This window comes from Labrenzia sp. ATLA3, assembly GCF_057180185.1.
Genome location: NZ_JBXUKV010000005.1, coordinates 78,372 through 96,683 on the forward strand (window position 1 = coordinate 78,372; position 18,312 = coordinate 96,683).

Genomic DNA, 18,312 nt, shown 5'->3' on the forward strand with positions numbered 1-18,312 from the left:
GACAAAAACCGAGATCAAACACCTGAGCCTGAAAGTCGCTCCCAAAAAGGGGGAGCTCTGTAACGACGGAGCTTGCCACCGTCCCCTTCAGGCGCTCTTGTTCTCTGTCTGCACAGGCTCCAGCACCGCCGAAACCGGTATGTTGACGCTGCGCCCCAGGGAATTGCGGTAGGTATCCAGTTCCACGCGGTAGACATCGCCCACCATCTCCCTGGTCAGCACCTCTTCCGGTTCACCGAAACTGCGCACCGTACCACCATGGACCAAAGCAACCCGGTCGCAATTGCGAGTGGCCAGCCCGAGGTCGTGGATCGCCGCCACAACGACGGCTCCCGTTCGTCTTGCGTAGGCACGAATGCGGTCAAGCACGGCCAGCTGATGGTGAAGGTCGAGCGCGCTGGTCGGTTCATCGAGGATCAGAAGATCGGGTTCGCGCATCAGCCGCTGGGCCAGAAGCACCATCTGCTGCTGACCGCCGGACAGGCGTGTCATTGGTTGGTCCGAGATGGCCTCAAGACGAAAATGGGCGACCATCTCCCGGGCCATGGCGAGATCCGTATCCGAAACGCGCCAGCCAAGTTGCTCCCGTCGCCCCAGAAGCAGCACTTCCAGGACTGTGAGCCGGGTACGCAGGGTCTGCGCCTGAGGCATGTAGCCGACCCGCCACGTCGCGGGGCTTTTGCCGGACGCAGTGGAGACACCTTCCAGAACGATCTCTCCCGCGCAGGGCAGGGCGCCGGCAAGCGCGGCCAGCAAGGTCGATTTCCCGGCCCCATTGGGACCGACTACCGCCGTGACCAGCCCGCCGGAAAGGGTCAGGTCGACCCCGGCGATGATGGTCTTTCCTCCGCGCTGGACGCCGAGCCCCCTGGTCTTGAGAGCCCTGTTGCCTGCATCCGAGACACTCATGATGCCGTTCCCTTGTGAGTTACGATGACGGCCATCAGCATTGGAATGCCGGCGATGGAGGTGATGATGCCAACCGGAATAGACGCTCCGGGGGAGATCGCCTTGCCGATGACCGAGGCGGCGATCAGAATGATGGCGCCGGACACGGCTGCCATCGGCAGGCCGTAGCGATGATCCTCGCCGACAAGCGCACGGCCGACATGAGGTGCGATCAGGCCGACAAAGCCAATCGTCCCGACAAAGGAAACCGCTGCCGAGGTTAGCAGGGCCACTGTGAGAAACGTCCGCTTGCGCAGGGCACGCACATTCAGACCGAGACTGGCAGCGTTTGCATCCCCGAGCCGAAGGGCGGTGAGGTTCCAGCTGTCCCTGACGATGATCGGCAGGCAGGCAATCATGATCACACCGCAGACAGTGACACTGGTCCATGTTGCCTTGAGCATGCTTCCGAAAAGCCAGAAGACGATCTGTTGCAGCACTTCCGGCGAGGCCATGAATTGCAGCAGCGACTGCAGCGACTGGAAAAAGAACAGAACGGTAATGCCGGCAAGGACCAGCATTTCGGGCGTCGCGCCGCGCCACACGGCGATGACATAGACAATGAAACAGGCCAGAACGGTCATCGCGAATGCCGATATCGGCACTGCGAGATAGGCCGGCAGCCACGCAAAATTGCCAAACATGATGGCAAGGGCTGCCCCGAAACCGGCCGAGGCGGAAAAGCCAAGAGTGAACGGGCTGGCCAGCGGGTTGTCCAGGATGGTCTGCATTTGCAGGCCTGCGATCCCGAGGCAGCCCCCGACCAGAATGCCCATGATGGTCTGTGGCAGCCGAAGCTGCCACAGGATGGTTGCGGCCGCCCGGTCCTCACCGGACGGGCCAGCCAGGAGCGCGGTCCAGACGTCGGCTATCGACATGCCGGACGGTCCGGTCGCCAGATCGACAAGCACGAGGATCACAAGCACCAGAACCGCGGCTCCGAGCTGTGCCGCCTTGCGTGCGGCCGCATGTCTGTAGGCATCTTCTGCCCGCGCCTGCGTCATGGACCAGGCCATCAGTTGTTCGCCGTATCAAGCGGCATCACATAGATGCCATCAGCCTCGATAGGCAGCCATTCGTGATAATAGGCCTTGATCTCGGCAGCCGGATCGACGTCCGCAAAGGCCTCCGGGTAGAGCAGCTTGGCGATGTACCGGGAATAGATGAAATCGGACAGCGTCCGAGCGCCGCCGTGATAGATGGCGTGGACGTCGCCGTTCTTCACGGCCGGAAGATCGGACCAGCCCGAACGCGTCAGATAGGCACGCATCCGCTCCTGGGCCAGGTCTTCATCCGCCCCGAATCCGACGATCACAGCAGCGGGTTTGTTGAGCCACTCCGAGCCGGCCAGAAGGATGATGTCAGGCTGCTGGCCGATGACATATTCCGGATTCAGCGGGCCCCAGTTCTCGACCTGCCCCTTGGCAATGTTGATGCCCCCGAGGTTTTCGATAACCGCGCCCCACATGCCGTTGCCGTAGCTGTTGCCAATCGCATCCGGGCCATTCTGGGCGAGCTCTACATAGACCTTCTTGTCGGAGGGGCCGGCTTCCTGAACGCGCGCCCTGGTGTCTTCATAACGTGCCTTGTAAAGCTCAGCGAGCTGCTCGGCACGGTCTTCCGTTCCCATCAACTTGCCCAGGGCAAGTGTGGAGGCAACATGCCGCTCCAGGGTTTGGGCATTGTAGTCGACGACGACAACGGGGATCCCGGCGTTTTCGAACTGATTGACCTTTTCGCCAAGCGAATTCCAGGACCACGCTGCCAGAATGACGAGGTCCGGCTTGAGAGAAATAATCTTTTCGATCGAGAACGTGCCAGTCTCGGTATCGCCAACATCGGGAATGTCGGCAATTTCCGGGATCGCCTTGAGATAGGCCTCAAACTGCTTGGGACGCCAATCCTTCCAGGGCGACAGGGAAAGACCGACCACCTTGTCCATCGCACCTGGACCGGCGATGGCGTTGAAGTCTTCATAGTAGAAGCTGAGGATCACCTTTTTGGCCGGTTCCGGCAGCGTCACCGTGCGACCGAGAACGTCGACGGCACTGACGTCCGCTTGTGCGGCGGTAACAATCGAAAAAAGGGCAAAAAGCGCGATGCTTATGGCCCGGGGGATGGAACGCAAGCGCATTCATAGTCTCCATGCTTGGATGGCCCTGCAAGTCCTTTGCAGGGTCCAGGGAAGGGGGATGGTTCGGGAGGCTTCCTGGCTCGGAAAACTTGACTGCACCTGATTGACGCAAGCCCATCAGCCAGCTGTACGGCTGGTGTTCCGAAGCGCCCGGGCACCAGAGCGAACGGCTGCACGACAGAGCTCAGGGGGCAGTTTACCGGTTCGGGATTTGCGCCGCGCCGCTTGCACCCGGCAAGCCATGCCAATCGGCAGGGCTCAAAGGCAGCGGATCATGGCTTTGCAGGCGCTGACGGGTGGCCGAATGGCAATCCGTTTTCCTGATCGAACTGGTGTTTTCCGAAAGAGAATGTCAGGCGCCGATCGGCGGCGCCCGGGCGCCGAGTGGCCGGGAGTGTCTCTGCCCGATGGGAGCGTCCGAAACCGTGATGAGACGCCCATGCAACACAGGGTCGAGACTGGAGTCAAAAACGAAGAACGGCTGATTGGGGGCAATATGAAGGGTGGCGAAGACACACGGATGCGACGAGCTTGAACCCGTGCCGTCCGGAGCCTTACCACTCTGACTCAGCGCATTCCCGTCCTTGTCGACAAGGACGGTGAGGGAACCTTGCCCCGTACAAATGACGATCGGATAGGCACTTGCTGCGTTCTGACCCGGCATCGTCCCGACCGGCACCAGAGCGGCAAGAAACACGCCGAGCGCCAAAAGCCAGGTAATGGCCCTTTGCCCGGGCGATCTAGCCCATTTTGATGTCCAGGTCTGCTTGCGAGTCACTTTTGGCCCCGATCCGAGTGCCCTTCCTAAACACCCTTTTGAATTGCTTTCAACGCTGCGGTTCCACCTGTGACAATCTGTCAACTCAAGATTGTTTCCCGTCCTTCTGTGAGACCGTCTGATTGGCATCAGCAGGAAGGGCCCAAACTGGGGGCTCGTCACCTCGTCTGGTGGAGGCCGTTTCCGGCGTGGTGCAGAAAGGCCCACAAGGGTTCATCAAACTGTGATTTGATATCATTACGGGAAGGGGGCCGTTTCGCCGCGCCTTCCGTATGGGTGGCTCAACCGAACGGCAGGAAGATTTTCCGGAAGCCAAAAAGGAGCCACCATGACAGGAAATCGCCAACCCGACCTTTCCGATCTGTCGTTCGACGAATTGGACGAACACAATTTTCCGCGCGCAGAAGAAAACGAATTTGACCGTGTTGTCGAACGCGCGATTTCGCGCCGCGGCTTCCTGGGAGGCGTGCTGGCCTTTGGTTCAGGCGCGGCCGTCATGGGAACCGGGCTTTTGGACAGCACTTCGGCACAGGCCCAGTCGGCTTCCCGCTTCGCCTTCACGCCGATTGCGGCCCAGACTGACGGCACCGTGCATGTGCCGGAAGGCTATGACTGGAAGCTGCTGGCCCGCTGGGGCGATCCCTATTTCTCCGACGTCGATGCGTTCGATCCGGAAACCGGCGTCTCTCTCGAGGCTTCCGACAAGGTTTTCGGTGAAAACACCGACGGCATGGAGAGCTTTGTCTACAATGGTCACCAGCTCCTGGCCATCAACCACGAATACGTCAATCCGAAGGTCAATCTGCCGCTGACCGGCGGCGAGACAAAGACTGCTGAAGATGCGCTGAAACTGCAGAACATGCAGGGTGTCTCGGTCATCGAGATCGCGGAAGACGAAGCCGGTTGGTCGATCGTGGTCGACAGCCCGTTCAACCGTCGCATTCATCAGAACACGCCGATGAAGATCTCCGGTCCGGCCGCTGGCCACGACCTCTTGAAAACCGAAGCCGATCCGTCCGGAACGTCGTCTCTCGGCACCATGAACAACTGCGGCTCGGGCAAGACACCCTGGGGCACCTATCTGACCTGCGAAGAGAACTTCAACACCTACTTCGGCACCACCGAAGCCTCACAGGACCCGAAATCGATTGAGCGTCCCTTCGGTTACGACCGCTACGGCATCGCCAACGAGGGCCGCTACGGCTACGAGAAATTCGACCCGCGGTTCGATTTCTCGAAAAACCCGAACGAGCCGAACCGCTTCGGCTGGATTGTTGAGATCGATCCGACCAACCCGGACAGCACGCCTGTCAAGCGCACCGCTCTAGGCCGTTTCAAGCATGAGAATGCCGAAGTCGTCCTCTCTCGCGACGGGCGCGTGGTCGTCTACCTGGGCGACGACGAACGCGGCGAATTCCTCTACAAGTTCGTCTCCAACGGCATCTACGTTCCGGGCGGCCCGACTGACGGTCTGCTGGACGACGGCACGCTGTACGTTGCGAAGTTCAACGACGACCAGTCGGGTGAGTGGCTGGCGCTGACGCCGGAAACCACCGGTATGCCGCTTGCCGAAATCCTCGTCTATTCGCGCATCGCCGCCTCCAAGGTCGGTGCGACAACCATGGACAGACCGGAATGGGTTGCCGCCAATCCGCATGCGGTTGAAGTCTACTGCTGCCTCACCAACAACAAGAACCGTGGCGTCAAGACAAATGCGGGTGGTGACGAGACGCCGGTCGGCGGTCCGAACCCGCGCGAAACCAACAAATACGGTCAGATCGTTCGCTGGTTCCCGCATGGCGACGACCATGCCGCCCAGACTTTCGATTGGGACCTCTACGTGATGGCCGGCAACCCGACCGTTCACAAGGATGCCTATGCCGGTTCGGAAAACGTGAACGAGGGCAACCTCTTCAACTCTCCGGACGGGATGGCCTTCGACACGAGCGGCATCGTCTGGATCCAGACCGACGGCGACGACAGCAACGAGGGCGACTTCGCCGGCATGGGTAACAACCAGATGCTGGCTGGCGACCCGGTTACCGGCGAGATCGCACGCTTCCTGACCGGCCCGAATGGCTGTGAAGTGACCGGTCTTTGCTGGTCGGCCGACCGGCGTACAATGTTCGTCGGCATCCAGCACCCGGGCTCCAACTGGCCGGACGGCGGCAAGCTGACACGCTCCTCGGTGATCGCGATCAAGCGTTCGGACAACGGCCTGGTCGGCTGACGCTACACACAGATGCCTCCGGACCGGTGTCCGGAGGCATTTCCACAAGGGTGCCAGGTCTTTCGAAGTATGGAAGCTCCGGCCTTAGAAATCCCAGTCTTCGTCTTCCGTCGCGACCGCCTTGCCGATGACGTAGGACGAGCCGGAGCCGGAAAAGAAATCGTGGTTCTCGTCCGCGTTTGGTGACAGGGACGCCATGATCGCCGGATTCACCTGGCAGACGCTGTCTGGGAAGAGCGGTTCGTAGCCGAGGTTCATGAGCGCCTTGTTGGCGTTGTAATGCAGGAAGTGCTTCACATCTTCCGTCAGCCCGACACCGTCGTAGAGGCTTTCGGTGTATTTGCCCTCGATCTCGTAAAGATCGAACATCAGAGCAAAGGCGAAGTCCTTGATTTCCTGCCGCTCAGCCTCCGGCAGACGCTCCAGCATGCGCTGGAACTTGTAGCCGATGTAATAGCCGTGCACGGCCTCGTCCCGGATGATCAGCCGAATGAGATCGGCCGTGTTGGTGAGCTTTGCCCGGCTCGACCAGTGCATGGGCAGGTAGAACCCTGAATAAAACAGGAAGCTCTCAAGAAAGACGCTGGCGATCTTCTTCTTGAGCGGTGACGACGCAGCGTCATATTCGTTCAGGATCAACCGGGATTTTGCCTGGAGGAACTCGTTCTCCTCCGACCAGCGGAAGGCCTCGTCGACATCCGCCGTACGGCAAAGTGTTGAGAAGACGGAAGAATAGCTGCGCGCGTGGACGGCCTCCATGAAGGCGATATTGGTGAGGACCGCCTCCTCGTGCGGTGTCAGTGCATCGGCCATCAGCGCAGGAGCGCCGATTGTATTTTGAATGGTGTCGAGCAGGGTCAGCCCGGTGAACACGCGGATGGTCAGCTGCTGCTCGTCTTCGTGAAGCGTTGCCCAGCTCTGGATGTCGTTGGAAAGCGGCACCTTTTCCGGCAGCCAGAAATTGACTGTCAGGCGGTTCCAGATTTCCAGATCCTTTTCGTCCTGAAGCCGATTCCAGTTGACGGCTTTGGGCACACTGCGTGCGAGACCCGATACGGGCGTATGGATGGTCATGATCAAGGTTTCCTAAAGCGAGCAGGAGACGCAGCCCTGCACTTCCGTGCCCTCAAGGGCCATCTGGCGCAGACGAATGTAGTAGATGGTCTTGATGCCCTTCTTCCAGGCGTAGATCTGGGCGCGGTTGACGTCCCGCGTCGTTGCGCTGTCGCGGAAGAAAAGCGTCAGGGACAGGCTCTGATCGACGTGCTCGGTTGCGGCCGCATAAGTATCGATGATCTTTTCCGGGCCGATCTCGTAGGCGTCCCGGTAGAACTCGAGATTGTCGTTGGTCATGAAGGCCGCCGGATAATAGACCCGGCCGATCTTGCCTTCCTTGCGGATCTCGATCTTCGAGACGATGGGGTGGATGGAGGATGTGGCGTTGTTGATGTAGCTGATCGAGCCCGTGGGCGGAACGGCCTGGAGATTGCGGTTGTAGAGACCGTCCCTCATGACGTCCTCCTTCAGGGACTGCCAGTCGGACCTGGTGGGAAGATCAATGCCTGCTGCCTCGAACAGCTCTCTCACCCGTTCGGTTTTCGGCTCCCACGTGCGCGCGGTGTATTTGTCGAAGAAGGAACCGTCAGCATATCGGCTCGTTTCGAAGCCCTTGAAGCTATTGCCACGTTCGCGTGCCAGAGCGTTGGACGCGCGAATGCAGTGATAGGCGACCGTGCAGAAATACATGCTGGTGAAGTCGACGCTTTCATCCGAACCGTAGTGAATGCGTTCGCGGGCAAGATAGCCGTGAAGGTTCATCTGTCCGAGACCGATGGCATGGCTTTCGTCGTTGCCCCGGCGCACGGAGGGCACGCTATCGATGGCGCTCATGTCCGAGACGGCGGTCAGGGCGCGGACCGCCGTTTCCACGGTCGCGCCCAGGTCGCCGCCATCCATCGCCTTGGCGATGTTGAGAGAGCCGAGATTGCAGGAAATATCCGTCCCCAGATGGCTGTAGGAGAGATCGTCGTTGAACTCCGATGCCTCATTGATCTGGAGGATCTCCGAGCAAAGGTTCGACATGTTGATGCGGCCGTCGACCGGATTGGCCCGGTTGGCGGTGTCCTCGAAAAGGACGTAAGGGTAGCCGCTCTCGAACTGGATCTCGGCGATGGTCTGGAAGAAACTGCGCGCTCGGATCTTCTTCTTGCGGATGCGCGGGTCGTCGACCATCTCGCGGTATTTTTCCGTAACGGAAATCTGCGAGAACGGCTTACCGTAGACCCGCTCCACATCGTGAGGCGAGAACAGGTACATGTCGTCATCCTCCTTCGCCAGTTCGAAGGTGATGTCCGGGATAACGACGCCGAGGGATAGGGTCTTGATGCGGATCTTCTCGTCCGCGTTCTCGCGCTTGGTGTCGAGGAAGCTCAGGATGTCCGGGTGATGGGCGTTGATATAGACCGCGCCCGCACCCTGGCGTGCACCGAGCTGATTGGCATAGGAGAAACTGTCTTCCAGAAGCTTCATCACGGGAATGACGCCGGACGACTGGTTCTCGATCCCCTTGATGGGGGCTCCGGCCTCCCGGATGTTGGTCAGTAGCAGCGCCACGCCGCCGCCGCGCTTGGAAAGCTGCAACGCGGAATTGATGCCCCGCCCTATCGATTCCATGTTGTCTTCAAGACGCAACAGAAAACACGAGATCAGCTCGCCGCGCTGCTTCTTGCCAGCGTTGAGAAAGGTCGGTGTCGCCGGCTGGAACCGGCCGGAAATGATCTCGTCCATCAGCCGCATGGCAAGGTCCTCGTCACCGGCGGCCAGCGTCAGCGAGACCATCACCACCCGATCCTCGAAACGCTCCAGATAGCGCTTGCCATCAAAGGTTTTGAGCGTGTAGCTGGTGTAATACTTGAAGGCGCCGAGAAAGGCCGGAAAACGGAACTTCCGGGCATAGGCCGCTTCGAAGATCGCCTTGACGAAGGCTGGATCGTATTGTTCCAGCACTTCGCGTTCGTAGTAACCTTCACGCACCAGATAGCCGAGTTTCTCCTCCAGAGAGTGGAAGAACACGGTGTTCTGGTTGACGTGCTGAAGGAAATACTGGCGCGCGGCCTGCCGGTCGGCGTCGAACTGGATCCTGCCGTCGGCGTCGTAGAGGTTCAGCATCGCATTGAGCGCGTGGTAGTCGAGATTAGCTGCCGGGTTTGCCGGACGTTCTAGGACTGTCGTTTCCAAAATTCTGTCATCCCGTGTTGGACGCGGCAGAGGTCGGTGTCGGTTCCGGCAAGCTCGAAACGGTAGAGCAGCGGAACGCCGCATTTTTTCGACACGACATCTCCGGCATAGGCAAAGAGGGGCCCGAAGTTGCGATTGCCAGAGGCAATCACACCTTTGAGGAAAGAGCGGTTCGCGGCATCGTTGAGAAACCGGATCACCTGGCCTGGCACAGCACCCCGGCCTTCGCCGTCCGAATAGGTCGGCAGCACCAGAACGTAGGGCTGCCGGATTATCGGCAACGCTTCCGTCTTGTTGCGCGGAATACGGACCGCCGGAGCCTTCAGCTTGTCGATGAACCGATGCGTGTTGCCGGAAGCGCTGGAGAAATAGACGAGTGTGCCCATTTCATCGTCACCGCGCCGGGATCAGCCGAGCGCCGCGATCTTGTCCGGCCGGAAGCCGGCCCAGTGCTCGCCCATTGCTTCCACCACCGGCACTTGCCGGTAGCCGAGAGACTGCACGTGCTCAAAGGCTTCCGAATTTTCGCTCAGGTCGATAATTGTGTAATCGACGCCGCGCTGATCGAGCGCGCGGTAGGTCGCATTGCATTGAACGCAGGAAGGCTTGCTGTAAACAGTAACGGTCATGTCTCTTGCACCCCGAAGAACGTGTTCTTGATGATGGACGGCAGGAAGCACGAGAGAGCATGAGCACGACCTCACGCAATCAAGCGTCGCCCGGACCCGCCGTCCGCTGACGTTGTTTATTCAAGGCAGGTCTCCTGGCTCACGGGTCAAAGCCCTGTCATCCACCTTCCCGGGATCTCCCAGTGGTTTTCTGGATGACGGCTCGCCGTTTACAGTTGCGGGGGCAGCGCCGGATTTGCCTCTTTGGATGAGGCGCACCAGCTTCCCTCTTAGCCGGCAATCCCAAAGGAATCACCGGACCCTGAATACTAGATACAGTATGAGGTGCGATCACCAAGTCAATATGAAGCGTCATGCCGACGGAATTTGAGTGGGGAAATATGGCGGGCAGACATCTCTCCCCAAAGTTATGTGGAGGCGTCATATGAGACGTGCGGCAATTGCCTGGGCTTCGCAGTTGGTCATATTTTCGACGATGCAAACACCCACCATCGGTTTCAAACGTCGCTGTGTTTCGCATTCATTGGCCGAGATCGCTGACTGGAAACAGACGCGTAGTGTTGCGATCATTTCCGGAAAATCCCAAGTACAGTCTGACTGCGGTCCATTAAGGTCGTGCGTTTTCAGGAGGAGAATTTCAAATGGTGGACAAGGCGCATCTGGATGCCCTTCGAGAGAAGTATGGCAATGCGTCCGGCGGAGATATTTTTGACCCGCATTTTCAGGAAGTGGCCCGGTCTCAGTTCAGTGATGGCGACAAGCGCAAGTGGCCTTTCGCAGGCATCCCGAGCTTTCTGGATGCGCGGGCCTTTCCGGAGGCTCAGGACGCCGACGACTTCGGCGGTCTGGACATCGCCTTGCTCGGCGTGCCGATGGATCTGGGTGTAACCAACCGCAACGGCACCCGCTTTGGCCCGCGAGCCCTGCGCACCATCGAGCGTATCGGCCCATACGACCACGTGCTCAAGACCTCTCCGATGGGCAAGGCGAAAATCGCGGATATCGGCGACGTTCCCATGCTCAGCCGTTTCGATCTTGCCCAGTGTCACAAGGATATCGAGGACTTCTACCGCCGCCTTGTTGCTGCAGGTGTGCGTCCGCTAAGCGTCGGCGGTGACCATTCCATCACGGCGTCGATCCTCAAGGCTCTGGGAGAAAAGGAGCCCGTGGGGCTTATCCACATCGACGCCCATTGCGATACCGCCGGTCCCTATGAAGGGGCCAAGTTCCAGCACGGTGGGCCGTTCCGCCTTGCGGTTCTGGACGGTGTGCTGGACCCGCGCCGAACGATTCAGATCGGCATTCGCGGTCCAGCTGAATATCTCTGGGAGTTCTCTTATGAAAGCGGCATGACCGTGGTTCATGCCGAAGACGTGGGCGAAGCGAGCATGCCCCGGTTGATCGAAAAGGCGCGCAAGATCGTTGGCGACGGGCCGACATATGTCTCCTTCGATATCGACAGCGTAGATCCAGGCTTCGCCCCGGGAACGGGAACACCCGAGGTGGGCGGCCTGCAGCCGAGAGAGGTGCAGCAGATCCTGCGCGGCCTGAACGGGCTCAACATCATTGGCGGTGATGTGGTGGAAGTGGCGCCGCAATACGATCCGAGCACCAACACGGCTCAGATTGCAGCGCAAGTCCTGCACACGATCCTTTGCCTCATGGTGAACACCGGTCACTTTGAGCAGGGCTGATAGCTGAGACTATTGTCGTCTTCTGTTCATCGAAGGCCCGCCCGCCATGGCGGGCCTTTGGCTATGCGGTGCCGGGGATTGCGATCCCAGGCATTTGGTGCAACCTATGTCCATGAAGATATCAGGGTCCGACCTTCACCTGTTGCGCGTGTTCGAATGCGTTGTGCGCAATGGCGGAATTTCCGCCGCACAGATGGAGCTTTCACTCAGTCAGCCGACGATATCCAATCACCTGACAGCGCTCGAGAGACGGCTGGGGGCCAAACTCTGCGAGCGCGGCCGCCGCGGGTTTTCCCTGACACAAGAGGGGCGCCGAGTTTACGAAGTCAGTCTGGAAGTGACGGGCATGCTGGAGGCAAGTTCCGCCCGGTTGTCCGGCCTTCGAAGCGGCCTGTCTGGAAAGGTAACCGTCGGTATTGTCGACTGCTTGGCGACCGACCCGCAACTGAAGGTTTCCGAAGCGATTGAGGAGCTTTCCCGCACGGCGCCTGAAATCGAGCTGAGCCTGAAAATCATGCGCCCCAACGACATCACCAAGGCTGTCGCGGAACGCGAGCTGGACGTCGGCATCGGCGGGTCCAACATCAAGGTGGCGAGCCTTGCTTACCGGACCCTTTATCGTGAGGAACATGTCGTTTATTGCGGTCAGGCGCACCCGCTTTTTCAGGCATCGGATGATGCCGTCACCAGCGCCGATTGCCACGCCTACCCCTGGGTTCATCGGGGATACTGGAATGGGGTCAGAGCACAACGTACTGACAGTACCATCCTGAACCGCATCGCCTTTGACATCGAGGCGGAGGTGCTGATGGTGCTTTCGGGCGCTTACCTCGGTGTCCTGCCGGTGCATTATGCGAGCGTCTTCGAGCAACAGGGCCGCCTGCGCCGGCTCGCCATTCCAGAAGAGGACTACTTTGCCGACATTGAACTTGCCATCCGGACGGGAGAGCAGGCTGCGAATGTCGGCTACGTCGCCGAGGTCATCGCCAAGGCGCATGATTTACATTTGTAAATTTCAATGTATCGGTTTTTTCATTGGTATTTTTTTAGGACGTTCCTCAATTTATCCTGACCCCTCAGCGGATTGAGCCGTGATGAGACATCGAGGCGGAAGGTGTGCAAGTGCGACGGTAATCCGCGCAATCTGTTCTACGTCACAACGCGGACATCCGTCTCATCTCTGTCTTCCTTCGAGTGGTGGAAGCCGTGGGGCTTTCGGTCGCACAGGCGGACCTGAACCTGTCCGGTGCTTGCCTGGGCTATCTGCCCAAGCATTATGCGACTCAGTTCGTGCCCGCCAGGCGGATGGTCTTCCCCGCACTATGAGGTAACCTCTTGAATATGCAGTCAAACCCCACTCGCGATGAAGTCGACGCCATGCTTGCCAGCATTTCGGCGCCGGATCTGGATCTCGCCTTGATTGAAGAACAAGTCGCGACTTTATACGGCCTGACGGGAACATGGCGCCGGTTGGGCGGGGAGCGCGAACAGAATTTCCGCCTGATCACCGGCGAGGGGCGGGAATTCGTCGTCAAGGTGGCCTCGCTTGAAGAACCGGCCGAAAGCCTCGCTTTCCAGATCGAGGCTCTGGATCATATTGCAAGGATCGATGCAGGCTATCCGGTGCCGCGGGTCAGGCGGACGCTGCAAGGGGAAGCCATGGGGCGTCTTTCCGACGCGAACGGCCAGATGCATACCGTGAGGGTTCTGACCTTCCTTGAAGGGCAAACGCTTCTTGACCGTATCAAGTCCTCCGGACATAGGCTTCAAGCGGCAGAACTGATCACGCTGGGAGAAATGAGCGGCCGCCTGGCGCGTGCGCTTCAGGGGTTTCAGGGCCGTGGCTCCCCGGCGAGCATGCCTTGGGATCTGAAAAACGCTCCTCAGCTTGTCGAACGGCTTCTGATCCATATGCCTGAGCGCATCAGACCGGTTGCGCGAACCCTGTTGCCGGACTTGGCCAAGGCGACGTCCGAGGACTTGCCGAAGCTTCGCGCACAGGTCATCTACAACGACTTTCACGAATCCAATGTCCTTGCGGACCTGACCCCCGGGGTCAGCGTCCAGGGTGTCATCGACTTCGGCGACATGGTCTATGGCCCTGTCGTACAAGATCTGGCCGTTACGATTGCCTCGCTGATCCACTGGGCAGACGACCCGGTTTACGCGGCAACATGCCTTGCACGGGGGTACCAGCGGTTCATGCCTCTGGAAGCCGATGACCTCGCTGTGCTGCGCCGCCTCGTGCTTGCTCGGCTGCTGTTGCAAGTGGGGATCGTGTCCTACCAGTCTTCAGTCAACGGTCTCGATACGCCGCTAGGTGACTTACAGGCCTTCTACATGAATGCGATCGAGCGCATTGCACAGGTGACCGACGCCGCTTTTGTCGCCGGCATGCTGCCGTCTGTCGTGCCGATGAGCACGGCTGTTTCCACAGTTCAGTCGCTTCCCACCCCATCTTTGCTGCGGCATCGCGAAACCGTCCTCGGCAAGACCTACACTTTCTACAATGAGCCGCTTGAGCTCGTCAGGGGACGTGGTTGCAAGGTCTACGACGCGTCGGGCAACGAATATCTCGACTGCTACAACAACGTCGCAAATCTCGGCCATTGCCATCCCTATGTCGTCGACGCGCTGACGCGTCAGGCGAGTACGCTCAACACCAATTCCCGTTATCTGCACCGTGAAGTGGTCAGGTTGGGCGAACGGCTGTCGTCGACGTTGCCGGCGCATCTCGACACCTGGATTTTCGTCTGCACGGGGTCCGAGGCGAATGATCTGGCCGTGCGAATGGCCCGGGCAGTGACGGGCAAGGAAGGGATCGTCATTACCGAGAACAGCTATCACGGCAACACCTCGGTCTGCGCCCCGCTGTCGCTTATCGATTATGACGCTAACGACAGACCCGGCTGGGTGGAAACGGTTCCGCCGCCCAATCTGTACCGCGGGCTCTACAGGCACGGTGACAATGACGCCGGGTCGAAATATGCCGGCCATGTCGACAGCGCAGCGCGCCTTCTTGACGAGCGGGGCAAAGGACTTGCCGGCCTCATGATCGATTCAATTTTCGACGGGAATGGATCTCTCGTTCCTCCGCCGGACTATCTGTCTGAGGTCTATGCCAGAGTAAGGGTACATGGCGGATTGACAATTGCCGACGAGGTTCAGATGGGCTTCGCGCGATCGGGAACGCACATGTGGGGTTTCCAGGCCTTTGGCGTGGAACCGGACATTGTCACCATGGGCAAGCCGATGGGGAACGGGCATCCGATGGCAGCGCTTGTGACACGGCGTGACATTGCCGCGAAGCTTCAGGCAAATGGCGGCTACTTCAACACCTTCGGCGGCAATACGGTGTCGGCGGTCGTTGGCAATGCGTGTCTGGACGTGCTCTGGGGAGAAAACCTGCAGGGCAATGCTGCCAGGAGCGGGGCGACCATGCGTGCGGGCCTCGTCGACCTGATGGAACGCCACGAGATCGTTGGCCACATTCAGGGACGAGGCCTCTTCCTCGGCGTCGAACTCGTGACGGACCGCACCACCAGGGCTCCGGCGAAACTCGCGGCCCGCTGGGTGCGTGAGCGAATGAAGTCGCTCGGCGTTCTGGTTTCCTCCACCGGGCCCCTCGGCAACATTATCAAGATCCGTCCGCCGCTCGTGTTCAGCAATGCCGACGCAGCAAGGTGTCTTGAAGCTCTGGAGACGGCGCTCTCGGAGGTGCCGGCCGACCTTCGCTCCAAAGCTGTCTGATGGACGGATAAGACCGAGGCCCGGTGCTGCGCAGCGCCGGGCTTCATTGCAAATGGCTGTCGATCACTCGGACCGGGTTTGGTGTCAGCAACTTTGGCGTTGGGGCGAAGTGCGCTCCCAAATGGCAACGCTCAGGACTGCACGGCCTGTCCGTTGGAGACGGACAGATGCGCGGTCTTTTCCCAATCCATCCGGGCTTCGATCATCAAGAGCGCGGCGCCTACGAAAAAGCAGAGGGCACCGACGAGCAGATTGGCGTTCGATGCCTGAAGGATCCACGCTGGCTCGGCGCCTTTCGGGGTGAAGGCAATCGTTGACGAGATCATGAACGCGACGCAGCCGAGAAGGTTGATGAAGACGATCCACCATTCCATCTCGAACGGCTTGAACGACCAGTGCGCGTGACCTGCCTCGATGTAGGCGAGGTAGCCGGAGACCAGAAACAAGACGGAGCCGATCATGCCGGGCACCCAGATGACGAAATCCTGGACGTACCAGACCGCCGGCGCGTTGATCGCGTCGAAGGTGTTGAAATTGAAAGCGACCGTTCCGACAAATTGGGTCAGCGTGCACCACCAGCCCGGGTTTGCCGGCTGCCAGCCAATGACCCGGATGGGTTGATCGGACGCAACAGGGGTCGCGTTGCCGGTAAACTCGGGGGTGTTGGCTGCTTGGAAATGCTGCAGGTAGCCAGCAATGGTGAAAGGGACGGAACCGGCAAAGAAAATGAGGTTGATCTGCAGGCTCTCAAGGGAGGTCGGCACAAGCGACAGCAACGATCCGAGCATGAAAAGAAACGCGCCGACCGCAAAGGACAGGCCCGTCCACCAGTTGTACGCCGGACGATGCCAGAAGGGCTGGCTGCTTTGCTGCGGCAGCCGAACAAGCCCCTTTCTGTGCCGACGCGAGCGCCAGACGAAGTGTTCACCCGGCAGGCTGAACCTTCTGTAGGTGACGAACGGCCAGGGCCCCTTACGGTGGACTTCTTCCATGGTTGCGGCAAAAGCCTGTTCTGTTCCGTTCATTCTGCTTCCCGCACGCTCTTGCAGTACCAGCTTTTCTTGTTCCGAAGGCCGAATGGCTGTCCTGCGCTCCGAAGAGCGCAGGACGTCTCCGCTTAGTGGTGAAATCCGGAGAATTCGTCGCTTTCCAGAGGTTTGCTCGGCTGATGGACGTTGAGATGATCCAGTGCGGTTTTCATGTCGTCGATCAGGAGTGAACAGAGATCGAGACTGACCCCGTTGCGGACCAGGATGCGTTGAATGGCCTGATCCTGGCAATTGGCCGGAAGCGTGTAGGCCGGGACCTGCCATCCCCGGACACGCAACCTGTCGGCGAGGTCGAACAGGTTGAACCCGGGGTCTTCGCCTTCTTTCATTTTCCAGGAAACCGCCGGTATGCCGCGTTCCGGGTCGCCATCAAAGACCACATCGAACAAACCCAGTTTGCCGATTTCATCTGCCAGATATCTTGCGCTCTTGTAGCAGGCGCCGTGCACCTTGGCGTATCCCTCGTGGCCCAGGCGAAGAAAGTTGTAATACTGGCAGACGACCTGCCCGCCCGGGCGCGAGAAATTGAGCGCGATGTCGCGCATGTTGCCGCCGAGATAATTCACCCAGAACACCATGTCCTCCGGCAGGTCCTTCTCTTCCCGCCAGAGCACCCAGCCCACACCGAGAGGGGCAAGGCCGAACTTGTGACCCGAGGTGTTGATTGAGCGCACGCGCGGTAAAGAGAAATCCCAGACCAGCTTGGGCGCACAAAAGGGTGCGAGGAAACCGCCACTGGCGCCGTCGACGTGAATGGGAATGTCCAGGCCGGTTTCTTCTTCGTATTTGTCCAGAGCCTCACTGACGTCCTTTACCGGCTCGAATTCCCCTGTGAAGGTGACGCCCAGAGTGGGAACCACCCCGATCGTGTTTTCATCGCAGAGTTTGAGCACTTCCTCCGGCGTCATCAGCAACCGGCCGTTTTCCATGGGAATTTCGCGGTGTTCGATATCCCAGTAGCGGGTGAACTTGTGCCAGCAGATCTGGACCGGACCGGTGATCAGGTTCGGCTTGTCGGTCGGCTTGCCTTCGGCGCGCCGCTTTGCCTCCCAGCGTCTTTTCATGGCGAGCCCGCCAAGCATGGCCGCTTCGCTTGAACCGACCGTCGAACACCCCGTTGCCGAGCCTTCCGGAGCGTGCCAGAGGTCCGCGAGCATCTGCACGCAGCGCCGCTCGATTTCGGCCGTTTGCGGATACTCGTCCTTGTCGATCATGTTCTTGTCGATGCAGTCTTCCATCAATTGATGGATTTCCTGTTCTTCCCAGGTCTGACAGAAGGTTGCCAGGTTCTGTCGCGCATTGCCGTCAAGCATCAACTCGTCCCGGACGACGGCATAGACATGGCGCGGATTTCGCTCGCTCTTGGGGAACTCTGATTTCGGCAGCGAGGAAACGGCGTCCCGTGCTCCGTAGACTTCGTCGTATTGATGGTGACGGGTCTTGCTCATTTCTCTCTCCTGTCAGGCGTTTGGAAGGTCGGCTCATTACCTGTATGGATGCTTTTGGCCTGCAATTTCCAGTAGAATTCTCGATTTTGAGTTTAGGATATATCTTTTATCGCCAATCCGTGCGCCGCAGCACATGGACATTCTCGAAGCGGCAAGCCTGCCTGCCTGTCAGCTAATTCCGGCTGCCACGGCGCCACCCTTCAGACGCTCCTGGGGTTTGGCGCCAAAAGAACGCAGCCCAACCTTCAGAACAGCTCCGCGCGGGAAAGACGAATTCTCACAGGTGGTTGGCTGCCGCGAGGATCGTAAAAAGGCGATGACAGCCGCGCCGAACGATGGTTCGCTTCCAAGGGAAACACCTTCAAATGGGTCATGACGGACAATGGCGCGGGGTACAGGCCCAACCTGTTTGCGA

14 protein-coding genes and 1 riboswitch are annotated in these 18,312 nt (G+C 59.4%); of the genes, 4 read left to right on the plus strand and 10 right to left on the minus strand.

Translation table 11 applies throughout. From position 1 onward, the window contains the following. Positions 1–87: 87 nt before the first annotated feature. The 4 genes from AC2A6O_RS14610 to AC2A6O_RS14625 all read right to left on the minus strand — a co-directional run bounded on the left by AC2A6O_RS14610 (position 88) and on the right by AC2A6O_RS14625 (position 3,989). Complete coding sequence (locus AC2A6O_RS14610; protein WP_498928095.1) at positions 88–909, minus strand: ABC transporter ATP-binding protein; 822 nt, start codon at positions 907–909, stop codon at positions 88–90. Beyond that, entirely contained in the window at positions 906–1,964 is a 1,059-nt protein-coding gene (locus AC2A6O_RS14615; protein WP_498928097.1) for a FecCD family ABC transporter permease, read from the minus strand. The genes AC2A6O_RS14610 and AC2A6O_RS14615 overlap by 4 nt, the downstream gene beginning before the upstream one ends. Further along, entirely contained in the window at positions 1,964–3,082 is a 1,119-nt protein-coding gene (locus AC2A6O_RS14620; protein ID WP_498928099.1) for an ABC transporter substrate-binding protein, read from the minus strand. The genes AC2A6O_RS14615 and AC2A6O_RS14620 overlap by 1 nt, the downstream gene beginning before the upstream one ends. Positions 3,083–3,434: 352 nt before the next feature. Continuing rightward, positions 3,435–3,989: a DUF2946 family protein gene (locus AC2A6O_RS14625; protein ID WP_498928101.1), complete on the minus strand. Its 555-nt coding sequence runs from the start codon at positions 3,987–3,989 to the stop codon at positions 3,435–3,437. A 199-nt stretch (positions 3,990–4,188) separates the two neighbouring features. Here AC2A6O_RS14625 and AC2A6O_RS14630 point away from each other — a divergent pair, with 199 nt between their 5' ends. Then, positions 4,189–6,090: a PhoX family protein gene (locus AC2A6O_RS14630; RefSeq protein WP_498928103.1), complete on the plus strand. Its 1,902-nt coding sequence runs from the start codon at positions 4,189–4,191 to the stop codon at positions 6,088–6,090. Positions 6,091–6,174: 84 nt separating this feature from the next. Here AC2A6O_RS14630 and nrdF read toward each other — a convergent pair whose 3' ends face one another. The 4 genes from nrdF to nrdH are packed head-to-tail and all read right to left on the minus strand — an operon-like array spanning position 6,175 to position 9,956. Beyond that, on the minus strand, positions 6,175–7,164 hold the full coding sequence (gene nrdF, locus AC2A6O_RS14635) for a class 1b ribonucleoside-diphosphate reductase subunit beta (protein ID WP_498928105.1): 990 nt from the start codon (positions 7,162–7,164) through the stop codon (positions 6,175–6,177). A gap of 12 nt (positions 7,165–7,176) precedes the next feature. Further along, positions 7,177–9,327 (minus strand): class 1b ribonucleoside-diphosphate reductase subunit alpha, encoded by a 2,151-nt coding sequence (gene nrdE / locus AC2A6O_RS14640; RefSeq protein WP_498928107.1) that lies wholly within the window; start codon positions 9,325–9,327, stop codon positions 7,177–7,179. Beyond that, a complete protein-coding gene (gene nrdI / locus AC2A6O_RS14645) occupies positions 9,309–9,713 on the minus strand; it encodes a class Ib ribonucleoside-diphosphate reductase assembly flavoprotein NrdI (protein WP_498928109.1) in 405 nt (134 codons plus the stop codon). The genes nrdE and nrdI overlap by 19 nt, the downstream gene beginning before the upstream one ends. Before the next feature lie 21 nt (positions 9,714–9,734). Further along, complete coding sequence (gene nrdH / locus AC2A6O_RS14650) at positions 9,735–9,956, minus strand: glutaredoxin-like protein NrdH (RefSeq protein WP_148583894.1); 222 nt, start codon at positions 9,954–9,956, stop codon at positions 9,735–9,737. 107 nt (positions 9,957–10,063) lie between these two features. Beyond that, positions 10,064–10,275, minus strand: a riboswitch (cobalamin riboswitch). Positions 10,276–10,597: 322 nt separating this feature from the next. On the opposite strand from nrdH, the gene speB reads away from it, so the two are divergent. From speB to AC2A6O_RS14665, 3 genes are all read left to right on the plus strand, one after another. Beyond that, a complete protein-coding gene (speB, locus tag AC2A6O_RS14655) occupies positions 10,598–11,650 on the plus strand; it encodes an agmatinase (RefSeq protein WP_498928111.1) in 1,053 nt (350 codons plus the stop codon). Between the two features lie 106 nt (positions 11,651–11,756). Then, positions 11,757–12,662, plus strand: coding sequence for a LysR family transcriptional regulator (locus AC2A6O_RS14660; protein WP_498928114.1), 906 nt, complete (start codon positions 11,757–11,759; stop codon positions 12,660–12,662). Positions 12,663–12,991: 329 nt separating this feature from the next. After that, positions 12,992–15,400, plus strand: coding sequence for an aspartate aminotransferase family protein (locus tag AC2A6O_RS14665; RefSeq protein ID WP_498928116.1), 2,409 nt, complete (start codon positions 12,992–12,994; stop codon positions 15,398–15,400). 131 nt (positions 15,401–15,531) lie between these two features. Here AC2A6O_RS14665 and AC2A6O_RS14670 read toward each other — a convergent pair whose 3' ends face one another. Further along, positions 15,532–16,425, minus strand: a complete 894-nt coding sequence (locus AC2A6O_RS14670) for a hypothetical protein (RefSeq protein WP_498928117.1) — start codon at positions 16,423–16,425, stop codon at positions 15,532–15,534. A 92-nt stretch (positions 16,426–16,517) separates the two neighbouring features. Beyond that, complete coding sequence (gene gad / locus AC2A6O_RS14675; protein WP_498928119.1) at positions 16,518–17,897, minus strand: glutamate decarboxylase; 1,380 nt, start codon at positions 17,895–17,897, stop codon at positions 16,518–16,520. Between the last annotated feature and the right edge of the window lie 415 nt (positions 17,898–18,312).